At 72.6% G+C, this 20948-nt stretch carries 18 protein-coding genes; 7 read left to right on the forward strand and 11 right to left on the reverse strand.

Translation table 11 applies throughout. The features are described from left to right. Positions 1-22: 22 nt before the first annotated feature. Genes ACFWPS_RS24100 through ACFWPS_RS24115 form a run of 4 tightly spaced genes read right to left on the reverse strand, consistent with a single transcriptional unit; the run spans position 23 to position 4992 of the window. Entirely contained in the window at positions 23-1360 is a 1338-nt protein-coding gene (locus ACFWPS_RS24100) for an AAA domain-containing protein (RefSeq protein ID WP_383708217.1), read from the reverse strand. Beyond that, the gene (locus ACFWPS_RS24105; protein WP_383708218.1) at positions 1357-2946 is read right to left on the reverse strand and encodes a hypothetical protein; all 1590 of its coding nucleotides are present in this window, start codon (positions 2944-2946) and stop codon (positions 1357-1359) included. Before ACFWPS_RS24105 ends, ACFWPS_RS24100 begins: the two co-directional genes overlap by 4 nt. Then, positions 2937-4142 (reverse strand): hypothetical protein, encoded by a 1206-nt coding sequence (locus tag ACFWPS_RS24110; protein WP_383708219.1) that lies wholly within the window; start codon positions 4140-4142, stop codon positions 2937-2939. The genes ACFWPS_RS24105 and ACFWPS_RS24110 overlap by 10 nt, the downstream gene beginning before the upstream one ends. Then, positions 4039-4992 carry a phosphatase PAP2 family protein gene (locus ACFWPS_RS24115; RefSeq protein ID WP_383708220.1) on the reverse strand — a complete coding sequence of 318 codons (954 nt, stop codon included), beginning with the start codon at positions 4990-4992 and terminating at the stop codon, positions 4039-4041. Before ACFWPS_RS24115 ends, ACFWPS_RS24110 begins: the two co-directional genes overlap by 104 nt. Positions 4993-5214: 222 nt before the next feature. On the opposite strand from ACFWPS_RS24115, the gene ACFWPS_RS24120 reads away from it, so the two are divergent. Next, positions 5215-5811, forward strand: coding sequence for a histidine phosphatase family protein (locus tag ACFWPS_RS24120; RefSeq protein ID WP_383708221.1), 597 nt, complete (start codon positions 5215-5217; stop codon positions 5809-5811). Between the two features lie 109 nt (positions 5812-5920). On the opposite strand, the gene ACFWPS_RS24125 is transcribed toward ACFWPS_RS24120, so the two are convergent. Beyond that, on the reverse strand, positions 5921-7345 hold the full coding sequence (locus ACFWPS_RS24125) for a hypothetical protein (RefSeq protein WP_383708222.1): 1425 nt from the start codon (positions 7343-7345) through the stop codon (positions 5921-5923). A 255-nt stretch (positions 7346-7600) separates the two neighbouring features. Here ACFWPS_RS24125 and ACFWPS_RS24130 point away from each other — a divergent pair, with 255 nt between their 5' ends. Beyond that, positions 7601-8023: a hypothetical protein gene (locus ACFWPS_RS24130; protein WP_383708223.1), complete on the forward strand. Its 423-nt coding sequence runs from the start codon at positions 7601-7603 to the stop codon at positions 8021-8023. 36 nt (positions 8024-8059) lie between these two features. Beyond that, positions 8060-8929, forward strand: coding sequence for a spermidine synthase (locus tag ACFWPS_RS24135; protein WP_383708224.1), 870 nt, complete (start codon positions 8060-8062; stop codon positions 8927-8929). 76 nt (positions 8930-9005) lie between these two features. Here ACFWPS_RS24135 and ACFWPS_RS24140 read toward each other — a convergent pair whose 3' ends face one another. Further along, positions 9006-9530 carry a hypothetical protein gene (locus ACFWPS_RS24140; protein WP_383708225.1) on the reverse strand — a complete coding sequence of 175 codons (525 nt, stop codon included), beginning with the start codon at positions 9528-9530 and terminating at the stop codon, positions 9006-9008. Between the two features lie 98 nt (positions 9531-9628). Here ACFWPS_RS24140 and ACFWPS_RS24145 point away from each other — a divergent pair, with 98 nt between their 5' ends. The 3 genes from ACFWPS_RS24145 to ACFWPS_RS24155 all read left to right on the forward strand — a co-directional run bounded on the left by ACFWPS_RS24145 (position 9629) and on the right by ACFWPS_RS24155 (position 13371). Beyond that, on the forward strand, positions 9629-10339 hold the full coding sequence (locus ACFWPS_RS24145; protein WP_089105154.1) for a response regulator transcription factor: 711 nt from the start codon (positions 9629-9631) through the stop codon (positions 10337-10339). Further along, a complete protein-coding gene (locus ACFWPS_RS24150; RefSeq protein ID WP_383708226.1) occupies positions 10336-11754 on the forward strand; it encodes a sensor histidine kinase in 1419 nt (472 codons plus the stop codon). Before ACFWPS_RS24145 ends, ACFWPS_RS24150 begins: the two co-directional genes overlap by 4 nt. 132 nt (positions 11755-11886) lie before the next feature. Beyond that, positions 11887-13371, forward strand: a complete 1485-nt coding sequence (locus tag ACFWPS_RS24155; protein WP_383708227.1) for a cellulose binding domain-containing protein — start codon at positions 11887-11889, stop codon at positions 13369-13371. A gap of 27 nt (positions 13372-13398) precedes the next feature. On the opposite strand, the gene ACFWPS_RS24160 is transcribed toward ACFWPS_RS24155, so the two are convergent. The 5 genes from ACFWPS_RS24160 to ACFWPS_RS24180 all read right to left on the reverse strand — a co-directional run bounded on the left by ACFWPS_RS24160 (position 13399) and on the right by ACFWPS_RS24180 (position 19100). After that, on the reverse strand, positions 13399-14073 hold the full coding sequence (locus ACFWPS_RS24160) for a hypothetical protein (protein ID WP_383708228.1): 675 nt from the start codon (positions 14071-14073) through the stop codon (positions 13399-13401). 209 nt (positions 14074-14282) lie between these two features. After that, a complete protein-coding gene (locus ACFWPS_RS24165; protein WP_383708229.1) occupies positions 14283-15716 on the reverse strand; it encodes a GH1 family beta-glucosidase in 1434 nt (477 codons plus the stop codon). A 132-nt stretch (positions 15717-15848) separates the two neighbouring features. Then, positions 15849-16748: a carbohydrate ABC transporter permease gene (locus ACFWPS_RS24170; protein WP_383708230.1), complete on the reverse strand. Its 900-nt coding sequence runs from the start codon at positions 16746-16748 to the stop codon at positions 15849-15851. Between the two features lie 10 nt (positions 16749-16758). Continuing rightward, positions 16759-17769, reverse strand: coding sequence for a carbohydrate ABC transporter permease (locus ACFWPS_RS24175; RefSeq protein WP_383708303.1), 1011 nt, complete (start codon positions 17767-17769; stop codon positions 16759-16761). Positions 17770-17774: 5 nt separating this feature from the next. Continuing rightward, positions 17775-19100, reverse strand: coding sequence for an ABC transporter substrate-binding protein (locus ACFWPS_RS24180; RefSeq protein WP_383708231.1), 1326 nt, complete (start codon positions 19098-19100; stop codon positions 17775-17777). 340 nt (positions 19101-19440) lie between these two features. On the opposite strand from ACFWPS_RS24180, the gene ACFWPS_RS24185 reads away from it, so the two are divergent. Continuing rightward, positions 19441-20496, forward strand: a complete 1056-nt coding sequence (locus ACFWPS_RS24185) for a LacI family DNA-binding transcriptional regulator (RefSeq protein WP_383708232.1) — start codon at positions 19441-19443, stop codon at positions 20494-20496. Positions 20497-20948 lie beyond the last annotated feature (452 nt).

Below are 20948 nucleotides of genomic sequence, written 5' to 3' on the forward strand. Positions count from 1 at the left end.
GCGGTGCCGGTTCCGGTGTTTGTCAGGGGCGCCATGTCACTCGGTGTTCGGCCAGGTGTGCCAGTACCGCGTGGTTCGCCTCCCAGCCGTCCGGGAACTTCACGAGGGTTCCCAGTTGGACCGGTTCTGTCGACGGGTAGTCGTCCAGGAGGTCGGTCACGCCGGCGCGGCAGATCATGATGCAGGCGTGGCGGTGGCGGGAGGCGAGGACGCAGAGGCGGCCGGTCTCCAGGTGGAAGGCGGTGGCGTCGGGGCGGCCGGAGAGCGGGTGGAGGACGACCGTCACGTCGTACTCACGGCCCTGGAGGCGGTTCGCCGTGTCGACGGTGACGTCCGCCGCGCCCAGCTCCGCCAGGGCCGCGCGGACGGCCGCCGCCTGGTCCCGGTGGGCGGTGCCCACGGCGATCCGGTCGGCGGTGAGGGGTGAGGGGGCGGGGGAGCGCTCGGAGAGGGCCGCGCCGCCGCGGTCGAGCAGGCGTCGTACCACCGTCGCCACGGCCCGGACCGCCTCCGGGTCGGTGCGCGGGGTGTGCCGGGCGGGCAGTTCCAGCAGACCCCAGCCGGACTCCGCCGCCTCGTCGATCACCCGGTCGGGCCCGGAGCCGTCGGAGGGGACGGCGAAGGCGAGGCGCCGGTCGCCGTGGTCGGTGCCGCTGCGGAACGGGGTGTACGGGTAGAACGCGGCGGAGACCAGGGGGGCCGCGGAGGCCGGCAGGCGCCAGGAGACCGGGAGGCGGTGCTGGGGCAGGCCCGGGTTGTGGGCGAGCAGCGTGGAGACGGCGGAGGCCGAAGGGTCGTACGACAGACCCGCCCACTGCTCGCTGCCCACGATCGCGAACGGGTCCAGCTGGCCGGGGTCACCCACGAACAGCGCTCGTTCGAACAGGCCGGCCACGGCGAGCAGCGAGTCCGAGCGCATCTGGTAAGCCTCGTCGACGATCGCGTGCCGCCAGGGCTCGTCCACCTTCACGTGCGCCCACTTCGCGGCGGTGGACAGCACGACCTGCGTCTCCCTGAGGTCGGCCGCCTTCGCCGACTTGCGGACGCTCGGCAGGTCGTCCAGCGCCTTGTCGTACGGGTCGGCGTCACTGCTGTGGAGGCGACCGACGGGGAGTTCCGGGTTCTTCTCGGCGAGCCGCAGGACCAGGTCGTCCACCTGGGCGTTCGTCTGCGCGACCACCATCAGCGGGCGGCCCGCGTCCGCGAGTTCCAGCGCGGCGCGGACCACCAGCGTGGACTTGCCGGCGCCCGGCGGGGAGTCCACGACCACACCCCGGTCGGTGCCGTGCAGGGTGTCGTGGAGGATCGCGGCGGTGGCCTGCGCGGCGGCCGCTCCGGGATCGAAGTCCGTGGTCGTCACAGCACGTCCTCCGCCGTCACGGTGTCGGCCGCCTCCGGTGCCGCCTCGCCCGGCGGGCCGCCGTGCGTCCACGGGGTCTGCTCCGGGTCGGGCAGCTTGGCGCCGCCGCGCTGTTCGTGTTCGAACAGGGTGAAGACGAGCCGGTCGCCCTTCTCCGGCACCGAGCCCTCCTCGGGTTCCTTGCCGCGGCCCATCTTGTCCAGGACGCGCAGCACCAGGACCCCCTCCGCCTCGTACCCGACGAACTCCGTCGACTGCGGCTTGCCGCCCAGCGAGCGGTACGCCTTGGCGCGCTCGCCCAGCTGCGGCCGGTCCTCCGTGCGCACGGTCAGCAGCGGGCGCGGGCTGGGCCGCTTGCCCTCGCTGTACGCCATGACGACATCGAGGACCTCGCCCGCGAACGCCTCCCCGGACAGCCGCCGCCCCGCCATCACCAGCGGGTCGTCGAGAGCCTCCTGGGCGTCGAGGCGGGCCTGTTCGCGCTCGCGCGTGGCCAGCTTGTTGGCGGCCGTGACCGCGTCGTCGCGGCGCGGCTGCGGGGGTTCGCCGGCCAGCACCCGGTCGCGGTGACCGGTGAACGACCAGCGGTCGCGCGTCCACCGCTCCTCGGCCCGGGCGCCCTCCGGCAGCCCGCGCAGCAGGTCGAGGCCCTGCCAGACCGCGTCCCAGGTGGGCCGGGTACGGCTCTCGACCAGTGCGCGGATCTCCCGCTCGACGGCGGTGAGGATCGCCAGCCGGTCGTCGGCCTGGAGGCCGTCCTCGGCCCCGGCGAGGGCGGTGCGCGCCCGGTCGTAGCGCTCGAAGGCCGGGGCCAGCAGCTTGTTGTCGAACGCCGGGTCGGTGGCGGGACCGGCCGGCGGGCACAGCAACTGCCCGTCGCCGTCCCGCGCCAGCTCGGCCACCCGCGCGGCCTGCGCGCCCGTGCTGCCCTCCGGAGGGGCGATCCAGGCGAGCAGCGCGCCCAGGTGCTGGTCCTCGATGCCGGACTGGCCGGTGGCCCAGTGCCGGGACAGCAGGTCCGTCATGGCGAGGAGCAGGGAGGAGCCGGGGACCCGGGCACGCTCGCCGAAGTGGGTGAGCCAGCGGCCGAGCAACGGCACCCGGGGCGGGGCCGGGTAGGGCGTCTCCGGGTCCTGCTCCGCGGTGCGCCGGAACCGCATCGACCGCCCCAGCAGCCGCACGTACTCGACGCCCGCGCGGCCCGGGACGATCAACTGGGGCGCGTCCGCGCACAGTTCGACCTCGACCTTGACCCGCTTGCCGGTCTCCGGGTCGGTCTCGGTGCGTTCGGCGGCCTCGACGCTGTCCGCGTAGGAGTCCAGGTACGGCAGGACGACGTCGGCGAGCTCGGCGAGGAAGGCGAACCGCAGGTCCCGGTCGCGCGGCTGGGGTACGACCAGCAGGCGCGGCGCGTCCCGGTCGGTGCCGACCAGGGCGCCGAGCGGAGCACCGGCCTCACCGGCGGTGGTGAGCGGTACGAAGACCAGCGGGTGGTCGGAGAGGTGCCGGTGGCGGACGGTCGCGGCGGGCTGCGCGGTGCCCGTGCTCACCGCTTCGAGGCGGGCGAGGGTGGTGATCAGGGACACAGGGCCTCCTGGGCGTCGGCGCCGACGCGGGCACTGGTGCTCAGGGCTTCGGCGCGCAGCGCCGCCGCCCGGCGCAGGGCCGCCACCGCCGGGTCGGCCGGGTCGCCGCTCTCGCCGCGCGCCGCCGACAGCACGTCCTCGACGGTGGACAGCCCGCCCAGCTCGGCGCGGGCCGCGCGGCCCAGCGCGGTCACCTCGTCGGCCGCGCGGGAGCGCTGCCGGCAGTGGAAGGCCAGTTCGCAGGCGGACAGGCACTCGGGTGCGTAGGCCGCGGGGACGGCGTCCACGGCGGCCGTGAGCTGCTCCGTCGGCAGGTCCGGGGCGAAACAGGTGCCCGCCGGGAGGGTGTCGGCGATGTCCTGGATACGGGTGAGCCGGGCCAGCTGGCGGGCGGTGACCGCGCGCTGCTTGCGGACGTCCACGGCGGCGGCGGTGGGCAGGTTGGCGAAGTCCTTGGGGCAGACGAGGAGTACGTCGTGGCGGACGCGCGGGGCGGGGGTGAGCCGGGCCGCGACCTGCTCCAGGGCCAGCACGTACACCGCGGCCTGCCGGGCGGCCGCGCCCACCTTCGCCGGGTCGGCGGAACCGTCCAGCATCGGGAAGGACTTGATCTCCACGACCGTCCAGCTGCCGTCCGGGTGCACGACCACCGCGTCCGGCTCCAGGAACGCGGGGGAGCCGGCCACGTCGAGGGCCAGCATCGGATGGTCGAACAGCGCCCAGCCGCCGGCCGCCACGGCCTCGCGCAGCGCCAGCGCCGTACGGGCCGTACGCCCCTCGGGCCCGATCGCGGAGAGGTCCGGCACGGCGGCCCGCTCGGCCGGCTCGGCGCCCGGGTCGAGACGGGTGCGCACCAGCCGCAGCAACTCGGCCCCGCCGTCCGCCTTCACCTTCGCCTCGAAGGCGTTGCCCCGGGTCAGCGCGAACTGCGACTGGCCGAAGCCCGACGGCGAACCGAGGGCACCCGCCAGCGCGGTCTTGTCCACCCCGGCGCCGTCCAGGATCGCCCGCCGCCTGCACCCCGGGTTCGCGGCGAGCGCCGCGAGGGCGCGCGCGTCGAGGGCCTTGGCCGGGACGTCGGGGCCGCGCAGCTCAGCGAGCCGGTGCCGGAGCGCCGTCCCCCGCGTCGGTGGGGGCGGCGTCCGGTTCGGCTGCGGCGGCAGGCCGGGACTCGCGCTGCGCTGGAATTCGCTCACCCGCCGAAGTCTGGCATCCGGCACTGACAATCGGGGAGCCTGCGCTGCCCGAGCGGGCTGCGACGAGGGAGGCGCCCGGGGTGATCCGCACCCGGACGAGATCCGCGACCCGCATCACGTACGGTGCCAGCAGGTAGCCCACGCCCATCACGACCACGCCCGCGACCGCGTCCAGGAAGTAGTGGTTGGCGGTGCCCATGACCACGATCGCGGTCAGCAGCGGGTAGGCCACACCGAGCACCTTGGTCAGGCGGTTGCCGCCGTGGCGCCAGAGCATCACCCCGCACCACAGCGCCCAGCCGCAGTGCAGGCTCGGCATCGCCGCGTACTGGTTGGTCATGCCGCCCATGCCGCGCGGGGCGCTGGCGTCACCGCCCCACCAGCCGTACGAGCTGTACTGGGCCATCGTGTCGACGAAGCCGTACTTCGCGTCCAGCAGCCGGGGCGGGCAGGTGGGCAGCAGGGTGAAGCCGATCAGGCCGATGAACGTGGACGTCATCAGCCAGGTGCGGGCCCGCCGGTAGACCTCGGCGCGCCTGCGGAACAGGAAGACCAGGATCGCCGGGGTGACCAGGTAGTGCAGCGAGGCGTACCAGAAGTCCGCCGGTATGCCGAGCCACGCCTCCCGCGTGAAGAGGCGGTTGAGCGGGTGCTCGGCGTTGAGGTGCAGGGCCTTCTCGATGCGCAGGATCGCCAGGCCGTGGTCGACGGCGGTGCCCGTGTCCCCGCGCGCGAGCAGCCGGCCGGCCGAGTAGCAGCTGTACACCAGCAGGATCAGCGGCAGCTCGGTCCACCAGCGCAGCCGGGTTCGCGCAGCCACCTCGGTGCCTGGTTTCTCGGTCTGCGGCATCCGACTGCCTCCCCCTTCTCGTCCCTGTCCGCGCGGCGCCCGGGGGGCCGACCGTGACACTTTACGTTGCGCGCCTTCCCGCCCATGCGGGGCGCTCAGCACTCAAAGACGCCGGGAACGCGCCCCGGGTTGCCCGCTCCCGGCTCGTTCCCGGCGTGTTCCCAGCGTGGGTGATGATGGAGGTGTCCCGCTTCCGAATTTCTCCCGAAAGGTTCTCTCTCCATGGCACCGCGCATCCTGCTGGCCCGGCATGGACAGACGGAGTGGTCACTGTCCGGCAAGCACACCGGCAGGACCGACGTGCCGCTCCTGGAGGAGGGCCGGCGGGGGGCCAAGTCGCTCGGCGAGCGCCTGCACCGGCCGCCGTTCGACGGCCTCGCCGACGCCGAGATACGCACCAGCCCGCTGGCACGCGCGCGTGAGACGTGCGAACTCGCCGGGTTCGGCGAGCGGGCCGAGCGGTGGGACACGCTGATGGAGTGGGACTACGGGGCGTACGAGGGCCTGACCCCGGCGGAGATCCAGGCGGACCGGCCGGGCTGGCTGATCTGGCGGGACGGGGTGCCCGGGGGCGAGTCCCTGGCGGAGGTGACCGCGCGGGCGGACGAGGTGGTGTCCTGGGCGCGGTCGGCCGACCGGGACGTACTGGTGTTCGCCCACGGGCACATCCTGCGGTCGATCGGGGCGCGGTGGCTGGGCCTGCCGCTGGCCTTCGCGGCACGGATCCGACTGAACCCGACGTCGCTGTCGGTACTGGGGTGGGCTTATGGAGAGCCTGCCATCGAGAGCTGGAACGACTTGGGGCACTTGGCGGGGTGACGGTGGGGGGTTTCGCTCACCGGCGCCCCTTCAGGGGCGCGGGGAACTGCGCGACCAGCCCCCACCGGCCCGCAGCCGACACTCGGCCCCCGCGACCCAGGTCTCGGCCCTACCCAACCCTCGGCGTGGACGCGTGCCGGTCCAGGAACTCCTGGACCCCGCTCGCCCGGCGGTGCGGCAACAGCACCCGTGCCGTGCCCGCCAGCATCCCCTGGATCCGGGACGACTGGACCTGGTCCAGCAGGTCCAGGACCCGCATGCCCGCCGTCGCCGCCTCGTCGGGCCGTCCCCCGCGCGCGAGGTCGTCGGCGAGCTCCGCCGTGTACAGCGCGATGTTCCTGGTGAAGTGCGGGTCCTGCAGGTCGGCGGCCCGGCGTGCGTGCCGTGCGGCCCGTGGCCAGTCGCCCAGCATGGACCAGCACTGCGCCTCCAGGCCCTCCAGCTCGGCCTCTCCGTAGAAGCTCATCCACTCGGGGTCGGCGTCCGAGTGGCCTCGCTCGAAGAGGGCCTGCGCACGGGCCAGCGCCTGTTCGGCGCCGGTGCGGTCGGCGAGCCCGGCCCAGCCGCCTGCCTCGCGCAGGGCGAGCAGGGACATGAGACGGGCCGAGCCCAGGGGGCGGCCGACGCGCTGCGCGGCCTGCGCCGCCCGTACCGCCTCCCGCGGCCGCCCGGCGTCCCGCGCCAGGAACGCCGTGTTGCAGAAGGCATGCGCCTCGAGCCCCGGGTCCCCGGTCATCCGCGCGGTCGCCAGCGCCTCCGCGTAGTGCGAGCGGGCGTCGTCGAAGCGGCCGGAGTCATGGGCCAGCCAGCCCACCGAGATGGCCAGTTCACCGGCGCCCGAGTGCAACCGCTCGGCGGTCGTCTGCCGGGTCGCGCCCGCGTCGAGCAGCGCGTACGCCGCGCGCAGCGGAGCCGCCGCGCGCCGGTACAGCCCGTCCGCGCCGTGCCGGTCGTCCAGCAGCCGGATCCGGCGTACGGCCTCCTCCAGGGCGGCCGCGTGCGAGGACCCGGCGCGGCGCACCGGCCGGTCCGCCGCCACGGCGTCGATGGTGAACCCCAGGGGGCCCAGCGTGGCGGCGGCCACCGTGGCGCCCCCGCCGGTCATGAATAGGCGACGCAGCACGTCGCTCTCCTCGTAGTTGTCGTGCGTCTCGTACGGGTCCTGCGGGTCATACGGCTCTACGGCCCCTTGCGTCTCACCTCTGGCGAGAGCCAGGGGCACGTCCTCCGGCGGCCGCGTCGCACGTCCGCGGACGGACGAGCGGGGCGCGAAGCCGAGGTCGGCGAGCGAACGACCGGGGAACATGTGCAGGAACACCCGTTCGTACGCGTAGTTCGGGCAGCGGATCTCGCCTGCCTCGACCCGGCCGATGTAGCGCGCGTCACAGCTCACCCGCTCGCCGATCTCGCGGGCGGCACGCCGTACCAGCGCGGCGAACTCGGCCGGCGAATGCCGGCCGCGCACCTGCCGGAAGGCGAGGTTCGGCCGTACCGGCCGATCGGGCTGTGGCGAATTCGTGGTTGACGACGCCATGGCCGGGTCCTCTCGTGCGAACCGTCGAACCATGCCGGACTCATGGTGAGTTGTCCGAGTGGACCCTTGATTCCGGCGGGCAAGAACGTACCTGCTGTGTCGGACCCGTGACGCTGTGTTTGGCTACAAACCGGATATCTCATCCACGATCTGCCATGAACTGCCATCCTTTGCGGCTGACTTCCGCCGTAGCCGTTGACGCGGTGGCGCGTTGGACGTCATGGACTGCAAGAGGGCTGCGTGGTGGAGGCCGGGATGGAGACCAGCCAGAGCAACGATCCTTGTACGCCGCCGGTGGCTTCGGTGACTTCGTTGACTTCGGCGGCAGACGATGCGGGATGCGATCTTGTGACGGTGCCGGCCCGGCAGGGTCTGGAGGCGGTCGACATCCTGCGCCGAGGGGCCGGGGACGCGGTGGGGCCCGTACTCCACGACGACGGGGGCGACACCCTCGGCTTCGTGGTGCCGGCCGGTACGGCGGCGGGCTGGAACGTTCCGGGCAGCACCTGTACGGAGACCGACGGGCGCGGGCTGCGGCTCAGCCCCGAGCCGCCGGTCGAGGGCTCCGACTGGCTGCTGCCGCCCGGCGAGGCCGACCTCGCCACCGACCCGGCGGTGCTGCGCCGGGCGCTCGGGGAGGCGGCCCGGCTGATCGAGGCCGCGGACAGCTGCCGCTGAATTTCCCGGACGGCCGGCGCCTGGGAAAATGGCGGCATGGGCAAGTCCAGGAACTCACGGCGCAGGGCGACCGCCGCCGACGCCGTTGTCGAGGCCGTCGACGGCGGCCTCGCCCAGCTCATCCCCGACCCCGACCGGGGCCGGGCCTGGACGCTGCTCATCGACGGCGCCCCGCAGTCGCACGTCGACCTCGACGACCCGGGCTATCTCTTCTTCGAGTACCAGCGCCGGCTCGGCCATGTGATCGACCTGGTCGCACCGCCGGGCAGGCCCGTGCAGGTCGTGCACCTCGGGGGCGGCGCGCTCACGCTGGCACGGTACGTCGCGGCGACCCGGCCCCGGTCCACGCAGCAGGTGGTGGAGCGGGACGCGGCCCTCGTCCAGCTGGTGCGGCGGGAGTTGCCGTTGGATCCCGGTGCGCGGATACGGGTGCGGTCCGCGGACGCCCGGGAGGGGCTGGGCAAGGTCCCGGAGGCGTGGGCGGACCTGGTCATAGCGGATGTGTTCAGCGGGGCGCGCACTCCGGCGCATTTGACGTCCACGGAGTTCCTGGACGGGGTGCGGAGGGTGCTGCGGCCGGGCGGCGTGTACGCCGCGAACCTCGCGGACGGGCCGCCGCTCGCGCACCTCAGGGGGCAGATCGCGACGGCGGGGGCGCGGTTCGCGGAGGTCGCGGTGGTCGCGGACGCGGGGGTGTGGCGGGGGAAGCGGTTCGGCAACGCGGTGCTGGTGGCGGCCGACGTACAGCTGCCGGTGGGGGAGCTGACCCGGCGTTGCGCATCCGACCCGCACCCTGGGCGGGTCGAACACGGGCGGGCGCTGCGGGACTTCACCGGCGGGGCGGTTGCCGTGACGGACGCGGTGGCCGTGGCTTCGCCTTCTCCGCCGCCTTCGGTGTTTCGTTGAGCCTGCGGGCCGGTGGGGGCTGGGGGAGGCACCCTGTCAGCGCCGGTGAGTGAAACCCCCTGCCGTCGGCCGACTCTCAGTACGTCTCCACCTGCACCTGCGGCGGCCCGTCGTGCCAGGTGCAGAACACCGAGACGCGGTCCGTGCTCTTGCTGAACTCGATGCGGATCCACGTCTCCGTCTTCCAGACCTGCATCGACCAGCCCGTGCCCGGTGTCGCCGACACCAGCGTCGCGCTGGTGTCGCCCAGGTCGAAGACCGCCCGGCCGCCGTCCGTGTCGTAGGCCTTGACCTGGCCGGTGGCGGTCGCGGTGGCCGAGGGGGTGGGAGTCGTCGTCGGAGTCCGGGACGGCGTCGGCGTGGGTGTCGCCGACGGGCGCGGTGCGGTCGTGCGCGAAGGGCTCGGCGCGCGGGACGTGGCCGGCGCCAGAGGCTTGGAGCCCTGGGTCGTCGGGTCGTCGTCCGCCGCCGTGACGGGCAGCGCGCGGGGTGGGTCGTAGGCCGTGGCCGCGATCACCGTGTGGACACCCCACCACGACAGCGTGACCGCCGCGCCCGTGGCGAGCAGCCAAGCCAGTACGTGTACGAGTCCTCTGCGCATCGCGGGCCATATTGCCTCAGGGGTACCGCCGTGCGCACTCGACCCGAGTTATCCACAGGCTCCGACCGGCTTCGGCCGCATGGCGTACGGTGCGGCGCATGGCAAGTGTGCTCGTGGTCGAGGACGACCAGTTCGTACGCTCGGCGCTCATCCGGCATCTCACCGACGCCTCGCACACCGTGCGCAGTGTCGGCACGGCACTGGAGGCGCTGCGCGAGGTCGCCCATTTCCGTTTCGACGTGGTCGTGCTGGACCTCGGACTGCCGGACCTGGACGGCTCCGAGGCGCTGAAGATGCTGCGCGGCATCACCGACGTGCCCGTCATCATCGCCACCGCACGGGACGACGAGACGGAGATCGTCCGGCTGCTCAACGCCGGTGCGGACGACTATCTGACCAAGCCGTTCTCCGTCGAGCACCTGTCGGCGCGGATGGCCGCCGTGCTGCGCCGGGCGCGGTCGGGCGGGGGCGAGGCGGCGCCGTCGAGTGTGCTGCGGGTCGGCGGGCTGGCCGTCGACCCACTGCGCCGGCAGGCCGAGTTGGACGGGGTGCGGCTCGATCTCACCCGGCGGGAGTTCGATCTGCTGGCCTTCCTCGCCGGGCGGCCGGGGGTCGTGGTGCCGCGCAAGGAGCTGCTGGCGGAGGTGTGGCAGCAGTCGTACGGGGACGACCAGACCATCGATGTGCATCTGTCCTGGCTGCGGCGGAAGTTGGGGGAGACGGCGGCCCGGCCGCGGTATCTGCACACACTGCGGGGGGTCGGCGTGAAGCTGGAGCCGCCCGGCGGGGAAGCGAGGCCGGTCGGATGAGATGGGCTCTGGTCAAGGTCTGCCTGGCGGTCACCGCGATGGTCGTGGTCGCCTTCGCCGTGCCGCTCGGCCTGGTCGTCAAGGAACTGGCCCGCGACCGCGCGTTCTCCAACGCCGAGCGGGAGGCCGCCGCCGTCGCCCCGGCCCTGTCCATCACCACCGACCGGGACAAGCTGGAGCGGGTGGTGGCCGCGGCAGGCGCCGACCGGGGCATGGCCGTGCACATACCCGCGACGGACGGCGCCGCCGCCGTCGACATCGGCCGGCAGCGCGCCGCCGACCGGGACATCGCGACCGTACGGAAGCTGGGGCGGGCCTCCACGACCGGGGTGGCCGACGGGTCGACCCTGCTGCAGCCCGTCGCGCTGAGCTCCGGTGCCATCGCGGTCGTCGAGGTGTACGTGCCCGAGTCCGAGGTGACCAACGGCGTCGGCACGGCCTGGGCGGTGCTCGCCGCCGTCGGCCTGGCGCTGATCGTCGGCTCGGTCGCGGTCGCCGACCGGCTGGGCGTACGGATGGTGCAGCCCGCCCAGCGGCTGGTCGAGGGCGCGCACGAACTGGGGGAGGGCAAGCTGGGGGCGCGGGTGCCCGAGGAAGGGCCGAACGAACTGCGGCTGGCGGCGGTCGCGTTCAACTCGATGGCCGATCAGGTCGTACAACTGCTGGCCAACGAACGGGAGCTGGCGGCGGATCTGTCGCACCGGCTGCGTACTCCGCTCACCGTGCTGCGGCTGAACGCCGCCTCGCTCGGGGACGGGGCCGCCGCCGAGCAGACCCGGGCCGCCGTGGCGCAGTTGGAGCGCGAGGTCGACACCATCATCCGCACCGCCCGGGAGGCCAAGCCGCAGACGGCGGCCGCCGGGCCGGGGGCCGGGTGCGACGCGGCCGAGGTGGTGCGGGAGCGGATGGGGTTCTGGTCGGCGCTCGCGGAGGACGAGGGCCGCAAGTGGCGGGTGGCCGGCGTGGACCGGCCGGTGCGCATACCCGTCGCCCGCGCCGACCTGGCCGCCGTGCTCGACGCGCTGCTGGGCAACGTCTTCCGGCACACCGTGGAGGGCACCGCCTTCGCGGTCGACGTGCACAACGCGGAGGACGCGGTGATCGTGCTGGTCTCGGACGCGGGACAGGGCATCCGGGATCCGGAGGCGGCGATGGCCCGGGGGCGGGGTTCCGGGGCGGCCGGGTCGACCGGGCTCGGCCTTGACATCGTGCGCCGGCTCGCCGAGTCGACCGGTGGCGACGTGCGGATCGGGTCGTCGGTGCTCGGCGGGACCGAGGTGCGGCTCTGGATCCAGCTGGACGGCCGGAAGCCGGAGCGCAAGGGGCACCGGGGAGCGGTGCGCCGGCGCCGTTCGCGCAGGCAGCCGGGGGACCCGGGCCGGAGGGGGACCGGGAAAATTGGTCTCGACCTTTAATCGCTCCCGATGCCTTCCTTAAGCGCACCCTAAGATCCTCAACGGCCGTCCCGATCAGGCCGTTTGTCCGATTCCTGGCCGCTAGCGTGCTGCCGCACCCCACCCCCTCCGGCAGGCGAAGGCAGGCACGGCATGAGTACGCACCGGCGCAGAATCAGTGGCAGGAACAAGGTGATAGGCGGTCTGGTCGCCGCGGCCGTGGCCGGTGGCGGGGCGGTCCTGTTCACCGGGATCGCGCAGGCGGCCGGAGTCGGCGCCGCCTACACGAAGACGAGCGACTGGTCGACCGGGTACACCGCGCAGTACGTCGTCACGAACAACAGCGGCGCCAGGGAGCAGGACTGGACGCTGGAGTTCGACCTGCCGGCCGGCGCGAAGCTCAGCTCGCTGTGGAACGCCGAGTACACGGTGAGCGGGCAGCACGTCACGGTGAAGCCGCCGAAGTGGGACACGGACGGCCTCGCGGCCGGCGAGTCGGACACCGTCGGCTTCGTGGTCAACGGCAGCGGGGACCCGACCGGCTGCCGTATCGACAACGCGAGCTGTTCGGCGGACGGTACGTCGACCCCCGAGCCGAGCGGCCGCCCGACGCAGTCCGCGACCCCGACCGCCACGCCCACCGCGACCCCGACGGCCACGGCGTCCGCCACTGCCACCTCCACCCCCACCGCGACGGCCACCCCCACCGCCTCCCCGACCCAGAGCAGCGGCACCGGCACCACCGCCGCCGCCGGTTTCGCCCCGTACGTCGACACCTCCCTCTACCCGGCGTTCGACCTCCTCGCGGCGGCGAACGCGACCGGCGTGAAGAACTACAACCTCGCCTTCGTCACCGACGGCGGCGGCTGCACGCCCAAGTGGGGCGGCGTGACGGATCTGTCCAGCGACGGCGTGGCCGCCCAGATCGGCTCGCTGCGCGCCAAGGGCGGTGACGTCCGGGTCTCCTTCGGCGGCGCGTCCGGTTCCGAACTCGCCACCACCTGCTCCTCGGCGGACGCGCTGGCGACGGCGTACGGCAAGGTCGTGGACGCGTACAGCCTGACCAAGGTCGACTTCGACGTGGAGGGCGGCGCGCTGCCCAACACCACGGCGAACACCAACCGCGCCAAGGCCATCGCCAAGCTCCAGGCGAGCCACCCGAACCTGGACGTCTCCTTCACCCTCCCGGTGATGCCGGAGGGCCTCACCCAGGACGGCGTGAACCTCCTCTCCGACGCCAAGGCCAACGGCGTGAAGACCAGCGCCGTCAACATCATGGCGATGGACTACGGCGCCTCGTACAACGGCGACATGGGCACCTACGCCATCCAGGCGGCCACCGCCACCCAGGCCCAGATCAAGAGCGTCCTCGGCCTTTCCGACTCCGCCGCGTGGAAGGCGGTCGCCGTCACCCCGATGATCGGCGTCAACGACGTCTCCTCCGAGGTCTTCAAGGTCGACGACGCCACCCAGCTGGTCGACTTCGCCAAGTCCAAGGGCCTCGGCTGGCTCTCGATGTGGTCGGCCACCCGCGACCAGCAGTGCGCCGGCGGCGCCAAGTCCACCGCCGACGCCATCTGCAGCTCGATCACCCAGGACAAGTACGCCTTCTCGAAGGCCTTCGCCGCGATCGGCTGACGGTCCCCCGGAGTTCCGGAGCCCGGCTCAGAACCCGCCGGGCCCGCCGAACCCCCCGAAGCCGCCCGGTCCGCCCATCGGCGGGCCGTGGTGGTGGAAGCCGTCGAAGAGGGCGTCCGCCAGGAGCATGCCGCCGACGCCTGCCGCGCCCGCGACCAGGGCCGTCTTCCACCAGGGCGTGCTGTACCAGCCACCGGGGACGGTGCGGCCGGCGACCGTTCCGCCCGGGTAGTAGTAGGGGGTGCCGGCGCCCGGGCGGTCCGAGGACGTGTACGTCTGGCCGCCCACCGTCACCTGCCGGCCCGCCGCGGCCGAGCCCGTCGGGGGCAGGGCCGGGCCCGGGTCGAGGCCCAGGGCGGTGCGGGCCGCCCGTACGTAGTGCAGGCCCTCGACGGCGGTCTGGGTGACCAGGGCGTACTGCGCCGGGGTGTACGCCGTCGCCAGCTGGGCCTGGGCCGCGCGATGGCGTTCCGTCGCGTCGGCCAGGGCCTGGCGGGCCGCCCGGTCATCGCCCGCGGCCAGGGTCGCGATGCCGCCGCCGAGCCGGTCCACCCAGCGGGTGGCCTCCGCCCCCGCGTCGGCGGCGAGGTCCTGCTGCGACAGCTGCCCGGCGTCGGCCGCGGCCTGCTGCCGGTTCCGGCCGACGAGGGCCACCACAGAGCCGATGACCAGCGCCAGCAGCACCAGCGCGATGAATCCCATGACGTCCTCCGGTGTCCACGTCCACGAGGATCGCTCGATCACCTCGTACCACTCATGAGACGCCGGGGAGTTGAGAACCCCCTTGCCGAACCCTGAGCACCCCCTGTGAGCCGGGCGCGGCACTCCGCGCCCCGCCCATCAGCGCCCCGTAAGGGGCGCGGGGAACTGCGCGACCAGCCACGACGGCGCCGCGCCCGAACAGCGGCGTGTCAGGCAGCAGCCGACCTCGCCGGGGGCAACGTCCCCGTCCGCGCCGCCTCCGCATACCACCGGGCGCTGGCCTTCGGCGTCCGCGCAAGCGTCGCGTAGTCGACGTACACCGCGCCGAACCGCTTCCCGTAGCCGTACGCCCACTCGAAGTTGTCCATCAGGGACCACAGGTAGTAGCCGCGCACGTCCGCGCCGTCGGTGATGGCACGGCGCACCGCCGAGAGGTGGCCGTGCAGGTAGGCGATGCGCTCCGGGTCGTGGACGTTGCCGTCGGGGTCGGGCTTGTCGTCGTAGGCCGCGCCGTTCTCGGTGATGTAGAGGGGGAGGCCCGGGGCCTCGACGGTGTACCGCATGATCAGGTCGTGCAGGCCCGTCGGGTCGATCGTCCAGCCCATCTCCGTTCGCTCGCCCGGCGTCTGGTGGAAGGCGACGTCGTCGGCGCCCGGCCAGGGGGAGTGGGCGCTGGTGCCGTGGCCGTCCGCCCGGGGACCGGCGGCCGGGTCGGCCGCGGCCGACACCAGGGTGGGCGTGTAGTAGTTCAGGCCGAGGGCGTCCAGCGGCTGCTGGATGGCGGCGAGGTCGCCGTCCTGGACGTACGACCAGTCCGTCACCGACGCCGTCGCCGCGAACAGCGACCGGGGGTAGGCGCCGTGCAGGATCGGGCCGTGGAAGACGCCGTTGGCAAGGTCGTCGATGGTGCGGACGGCGACCAGGTCGGCCGGGTCCTGCGACAGCGGTCGTACCACCGAGGAGTTGAGGCTGATCGCGACCTGGTTGCGGGCCGGCATCACCGAGCGCAGCGCCGAAGTGCCCAGGCCGTGCGCGAGGTTGAGGTGGTGCGCGGCGCGCAGGGTGGCCGCCGGGTCGGTACGGCCGGGGGCGTGCACCCCGGAGCCGTAGCCCAGGAAGGCGCTGCACCAGGGCTCGTTGAGGGTGATCCACTGCTCCACCCGGTCGCCCAGCGCCTCGCCGACGATCTGCGCGTACTCGGCGAACCGGTACGCCGTGTCCCGCTCCGGCCAGCCGCCCGCGTCCTCCAGCTCCTGCGGCAGGTCCCAGTGGTAGAGGGTGACGGCGGGCTTGATGCCCTTGGCCAGCAGTTCGTCCACCAGACGGCGGTAGAAGTCGAGGCCGACCTGGACCGCCGGGCCGCGGCCGGTCGGCTGGACACGCGACCAGGAGACCGAGAACCGGTAGGCGTTCAGGCCGAGGTCCGCCATCAGGGCCACGTCGTCGCGGTAGCGGTGGTAGTGGTCGACAGCGATGTCACCGGTCTCGCCGCCGGCCGTCCTGCCCGGCGTATGGCTGAAGGTGTCCCAGATCGACGGGGTGCGGCCGTCCTCCCGCACCGCCCCCTCGATCTGGTACGCGGAGGTGGCGGCGCCCCAGAGGAAGGCGGGAGGAAAGGTCACGGGGGTCATGGGCTCAGGCATGGAAGCGCTCCCATAGGAGGTCGTGGAGACCGACGGGTGAGTGGGTGAGGAGGGGGAGGAGAGGGGGCCGGGACGGCGGTGACCCGGCCCCCCGTCTTGAGGCTGAGGCGGTCAGCCCTGTCTCGTGATCGGTCAGCCCTTCACGGCGCCCTGCATGATGCCGCCCACGATCTGCTTGCCGAAGATCGCGAAGACGAGCAGCAGCGGGAGGGTGCCGAGCAACGCACCGGCCATGATCAGGGACTGGTCGGGGGTGTAGCCGCGGCCCAGGCCCGCCAGGGCGACCTGCACGGTCGGGTTGCCGGTCTGGGTGAGGACCAGGAACGGCCACAGGAAGTCGTTCCAGGCCTGTACGAACATCAGCATGCCGAGCACCGCCATGGCCGGGCGCGCCGCGGGGAACACGATGTGCCACACCACCCGCCAGCTGCTCGCACCGTCCACCCGGGCCGCCTCGATCAGCTCGTCCGGCAGCGCCTGGAGCAGGTACTGCCGCATGAAGAACACGCCGAACGCGCTCACCAGGGACGGGAAGATGACGGCCTGGAGCTGGTCCGCCCAGTTCAGCTTGGCGACCATCATGTACAGCGGGATGATGCTCAGCTGCGGCGGCACCATCATCGTGCCGATCACCGTCAGCATCAGGATGTTGCGGCCCCGGAAGCGCAGCTTGGCGAAGGCGAACCCGGCGATCGTCGAGAGTACGACGATGGTGACCGCCGAGATGCCCGCCACGATCGTGGTGTTGAGGAAGGCCTGCCCGAGGTTGGCCTCGTTCCAGGCCACGTCCAGGTTGTGGAAGAGGTTCCCGCCGAACCAGAACGGCGGCGGGGTCTCGGCCAGCCGGTTGTTGTTCCGCGACGCGGCGATCGCCGTCCACACCAGGGGGAACAGCGAGCCGATCGAGAAGAGGGCGAGGACCGTGTAGGCGATCGGGCCCGCGTGCATGGTGCCGCCGGCGCGCGCCGACTTCGAGCGCCGGGCCCGCTTGGGCTCGACCGCCTCGGAGGGTTTGGTCAGGGTCGTCGTCACGGCCGGTCTCCTAACTACTGGCGCGCAGCCGGCGCGAGATGACGTAGTTGACGATCCCGATCACGATGAGGATCAGGAACATCGTCCAGGCGATGGCGGAGGCCCGGCCCAGGTGCTGGTTCACCCAGCCCTGCTCGTACAGGTACAGGCCGAGCGTCTGGAACTGGTGCTCCGCACCGCCCGACGCGCCCTTGTTGGCGTCGAAGATCAGCGGCTCGCCGAACAGCTGGCTCGCGCCGATGGTCGAGACGACACAGGTGAACAGGATCGTCGGGCGCAGCTGCGGCAGCGTGACGTGGATGAACTGCCGCCAGCGCGAGGCGCCGTCCAGGGCCGCCGACTCGTACAGGTCCGTCGGGATCGCCTGCATCGCCGCCAGGTAGATCAGCGCGTTGTAGCCGGTCCAGCGCCAGATCACGATCGACGACACGGCGATCTGCGAGGGCCACTTGTCGTTCTGCCAGTCGATGTGACCGACCCCGACGAAGTGCAGCGCCCAGTTGATCATCCCGTAGTCACGGCCGAAGAGCAGCACGAAGACGAGGGAGGCGGCCGCGATCGACGTCGCGTACGGCGCCAGCATCACGACCCGGTAGAAGGTCGAGGCGCGCAGCTGGTAGTTGAGGATGTGGGCGAGCCCCATCGCCATCAGCAGCTGCGGGACCGTCGAGATGATCCCGATGGTCAGGGTGTTCTTCGCCGCGTTCCAGAAGAAGTCGTCGCCGAAGATCCGGGTGTAGTTGTGCAGCCCGGCCCACTGCATGTCGGTGGGCGCGGTCAGCTCCACCGTGTGCAGCGAGGCCCAGCCCGTGTAGATCAGCGGGAAGAGCCCGAAGGCGAGGAAGAGCACGAAGAACGGCGAGATGAACCCGTACGGGCTCCACTTGATGTCCCGCTGCCAGCGGCGCGAGAGACGGGCGCGGCGCCGCCGCTCCGCCTCCGTGGGAGCGGCGGGCGGGCGGACCGGGGCCGCGCCCCCCTCCTGCGCGAGGGGGGCGGCGGTGTCGTGCCGGGTGGCCATGGCGGTCACTTGTCCAGGCTGTTGTCGATGGTCTTGGTGGCCGTCGCCCAGGCCTCCGCGGGCGTCTTGCCCTTGGTGACGAGGATGACGCCGTTGTTGGCCAGACCGTCCTGGATGATCTGGTCCTTCGGGCCGATGACCTGCACCGGGCTGTTCTTGGCGGCCTCGGCGAAGATCGTGCCGATCGGGGCGTCACCGGTCATGTCGTTCTTGGCGCCGGTCACCGCCGCCGAGGTGTACGTCGACGGCGCGCTCGGGAAGGAGCCCTGCACGCTGAAGAGCTTGGCCTGCTGTTCGGGTGCGGTCAGCCAGGCGACCAGCTTCTCGGCCTCGGCGACGTTCTTGCCGCTCTTGGGCACGGTCAGGAAGGAACCGCCCCAGTTGCCGGCCTGCGGCGCCTGGGCGACGTCCCACTTGCCGGCCGCGTCCGCCTTCGACTGGCCCTTGATGTAGCCGAGCATCCACGGCGGGCAGGAGATCGCCGCGAACTTGTTGTTGGCGATCGTGCTGTTCCAGGCCGGCTGGAACTGGGTCTGCGCCTGGACCAGTCCCTCCTGCGCGGCCTTCGCGGTGGTGTCGAACGCGGACTTCACGGCCGGGTTCGTCTTGTAGATGATCTTGCCGGAGGAGTCGTAGAACTTGGTGCTCTCACTGGAGAGGATCGCGTTCAGGAGACCACCGGGGGAGTCCATGAAGGTGGTCCCGGAGGGTGCCTTCTTCTTGTAGTTCTCGCCGACCTGGATGAACTTGTCCCAGCTGCCCGCCCACAGCTTGCTCACCGCGTCGCGGTCGGTGGGCAGGCCGGCCTTCTTGAAGAGGTCCGTGCGGTAGCAGATGCCGAGCGGACCGACGTCGGTACCGAGCCCGATGGTCTGGCCGCCGCTGGTGGTGGCCTGCTTCCACTTCCAGTCCAGCCAGTTGCTCTCCTTCACCCCGGAGACCTTGGACAGGTCCTCCAGCTTGTCCGCGAACGTGCTGGTGACCTCGGCGATGTTGCTGACCTCGACGGCCTGGACGTCCATCAGACCGCTGTTGGTGGTCAGGTGGTTGACCAGCGCCGGGTAGTAGTTCGCGTTCTGCTCGACCGAGGTGTCCTTGATGGTGATGTTCGGGTGGAGCTTCTCGTACTCCTTGTAGAGCCCGGCCTCCTTGAAGCCGAAGGTGCCGAACAGGCCGAGCGTGATCGTCGTCTTGCCCTTGCCGCCACCGCTGGTGCCGTCACTGCTGCCACCGCTGTCGTCGGCACAGCCGGCCAGCAGCGCTCCTCCCAGTGCCAAGACGGCCGCCAGGACGACCGCCTTGTGTGAGGCGGTTCGGGTACGTGCTCGCATTACGTCCTCCTGTTGCCCTGACGTGCCGACCCCCCGGCCAACTGCTTTGTTGGGCCCGTTAGTTCTCGCTGCGGCTCGGGCGGGGAACGTGCGGGATGTGTATGTGTCAGGTACTGTGGGAGCGCTCCCACCGGTGATGTGTTGAAGAGTCGTCGGTTCGGAGCGGGGTGTCAAGGGAGTCGGCGCGGCGAACCGCGTTCAGTTATCCGGCTGTTAGCTAACGCGCGTCGGCGTCGCGAAAATCGTATATGTCCTGACAAAACGGCTGCGGTTACGGCGTCGGGTGGCACTGTTAGATTCCAGGCCAGCGAGTTGTACGTCGGCGAGGAGGGCGGAGCCCATGGCAAGCCACGGAGCGCGGGGGCGTAGCGGTGGTCGGCCCACCCTCGAAGAGGTGGCGGCCCGGGCCGGGGTGGGGCGCGGCACCGTGTCCCGGGTGATCAACGGGTCGCCGCGGGTCAGCGACGCCACCCGGGCCGCCGTCGAGGCCGCCGTCGCGGAGCTCGGCTATGTCCCGAACACGGCCGCCCGCGCCCTCGCCGCCAACCGCACCGACGCCATCGCCCTGGTCGTCCCCGAGCCGGAGACCCGGTTCTTCGCGGAGCCGTACTTCTCGGACATGCTCCGCGGTGTCGGCGCCGAACTCTCCGACACCGAGATGCAGTTGCTGCTGATCTTCGCGGGCAGCGACCGGGAGCGGCAGCGGCTCGCCCAGTACCTGGCCGCGCACCGCGTCGACGGTGTCCTGCTGGTCTCCGTGCACGCCGACGACCCGCTGCCGGACCTCCTCGCCCAGCTGGAGATCCCGGCGGTGATCAGCGGCCCGCGCTCCGCCGCCGAGACGCTGACGTCCGTCGACTCCGACAACTACGGCGGCGGCCGCTCGGCCGTGGAGCACCTGCTCGCCTCCGGCCGCCGGACGGTCGCGCACATCACCGGCCGCCTGGACGTGTACGGCGCCCAGCGCCGCGTCGACGGCTACCGCGACGCCCTGCGCGACGCCGGCCACAAGGCCGACGAACTCCTCGTCGAGCCGGGCGACTTCACCGAGGAGGGCGGCCGGCGGGCGATGTCCGTGCTGCTGGACCGGCACCCCACCCTCGACGCCGTCTTCGCCGGCTCGGACGTGATGGCGGCGGGCGCCCGCCAGGTGCTGCGCGAGGTGGGCCGCCGGATCCCCGACGACGTGGCGCTGGTCGGGTACGACGACTCGGCCATCGCCCGCCACATGGACCCGCCGCTCACCAGCGTCCGCCAGCCCATAGTGGAGATGGGCCGCGCGATGATCGACCTCCTCCTCGCGGAGATCGCCGACCGGCGCCCGGCTGCGTCCCGGGGGCTGGAGCGGCGGCACGCGGTGCTGCCGACGGAGCTGGTGGTTCGCGCGTCTTCCTAGGGGCTGTCCGAACGGATCATGCCGCAGACGCGGGGTCTGCCACGCCCGCCTGCGGCGTTGTCGTCGGTCGCCGACGTCCCCCGGCCTTCGGCCGGGAGGTGTGTTCAACGCGCCGCCCGCCGCGATGGGAGTCCCTCCGCGCGAGCGCATTCGAGCGTGGGGGAGGCCGACCGGCTCAGCCTCCTCCGCCTTGCAGCCGCACGCACCGCACCCCGCTCACCAGCGTTGATCGGTCACCGTCGTCTTCCTGCGACTCGACCCGCCGGACGGCGCCTGGCCGCGGGCGTCGCGGACGCGGCGCCCGGCGCCTGGCTCGCGAACGCCCGGAGTGCCGCACGCATGGGGCCGTCACGACCCTGTCGTCGGCGGGGAGGCGGGTGCGCATGCGCGTCTTTTGAACCGGGCGTGAACAGCCGTGGCGGGCGTGGCGGAGGCCGCGCGTGTCCGGGGCG

This window comes from Streptomyces sp. NPDC058457, assembly GCF_042720695.1.
Classification (GTDB): Bacteria; Actinomycetota; Actinomycetes; order Streptomycetales; family Streptomycetaceae; genus Streptomyces.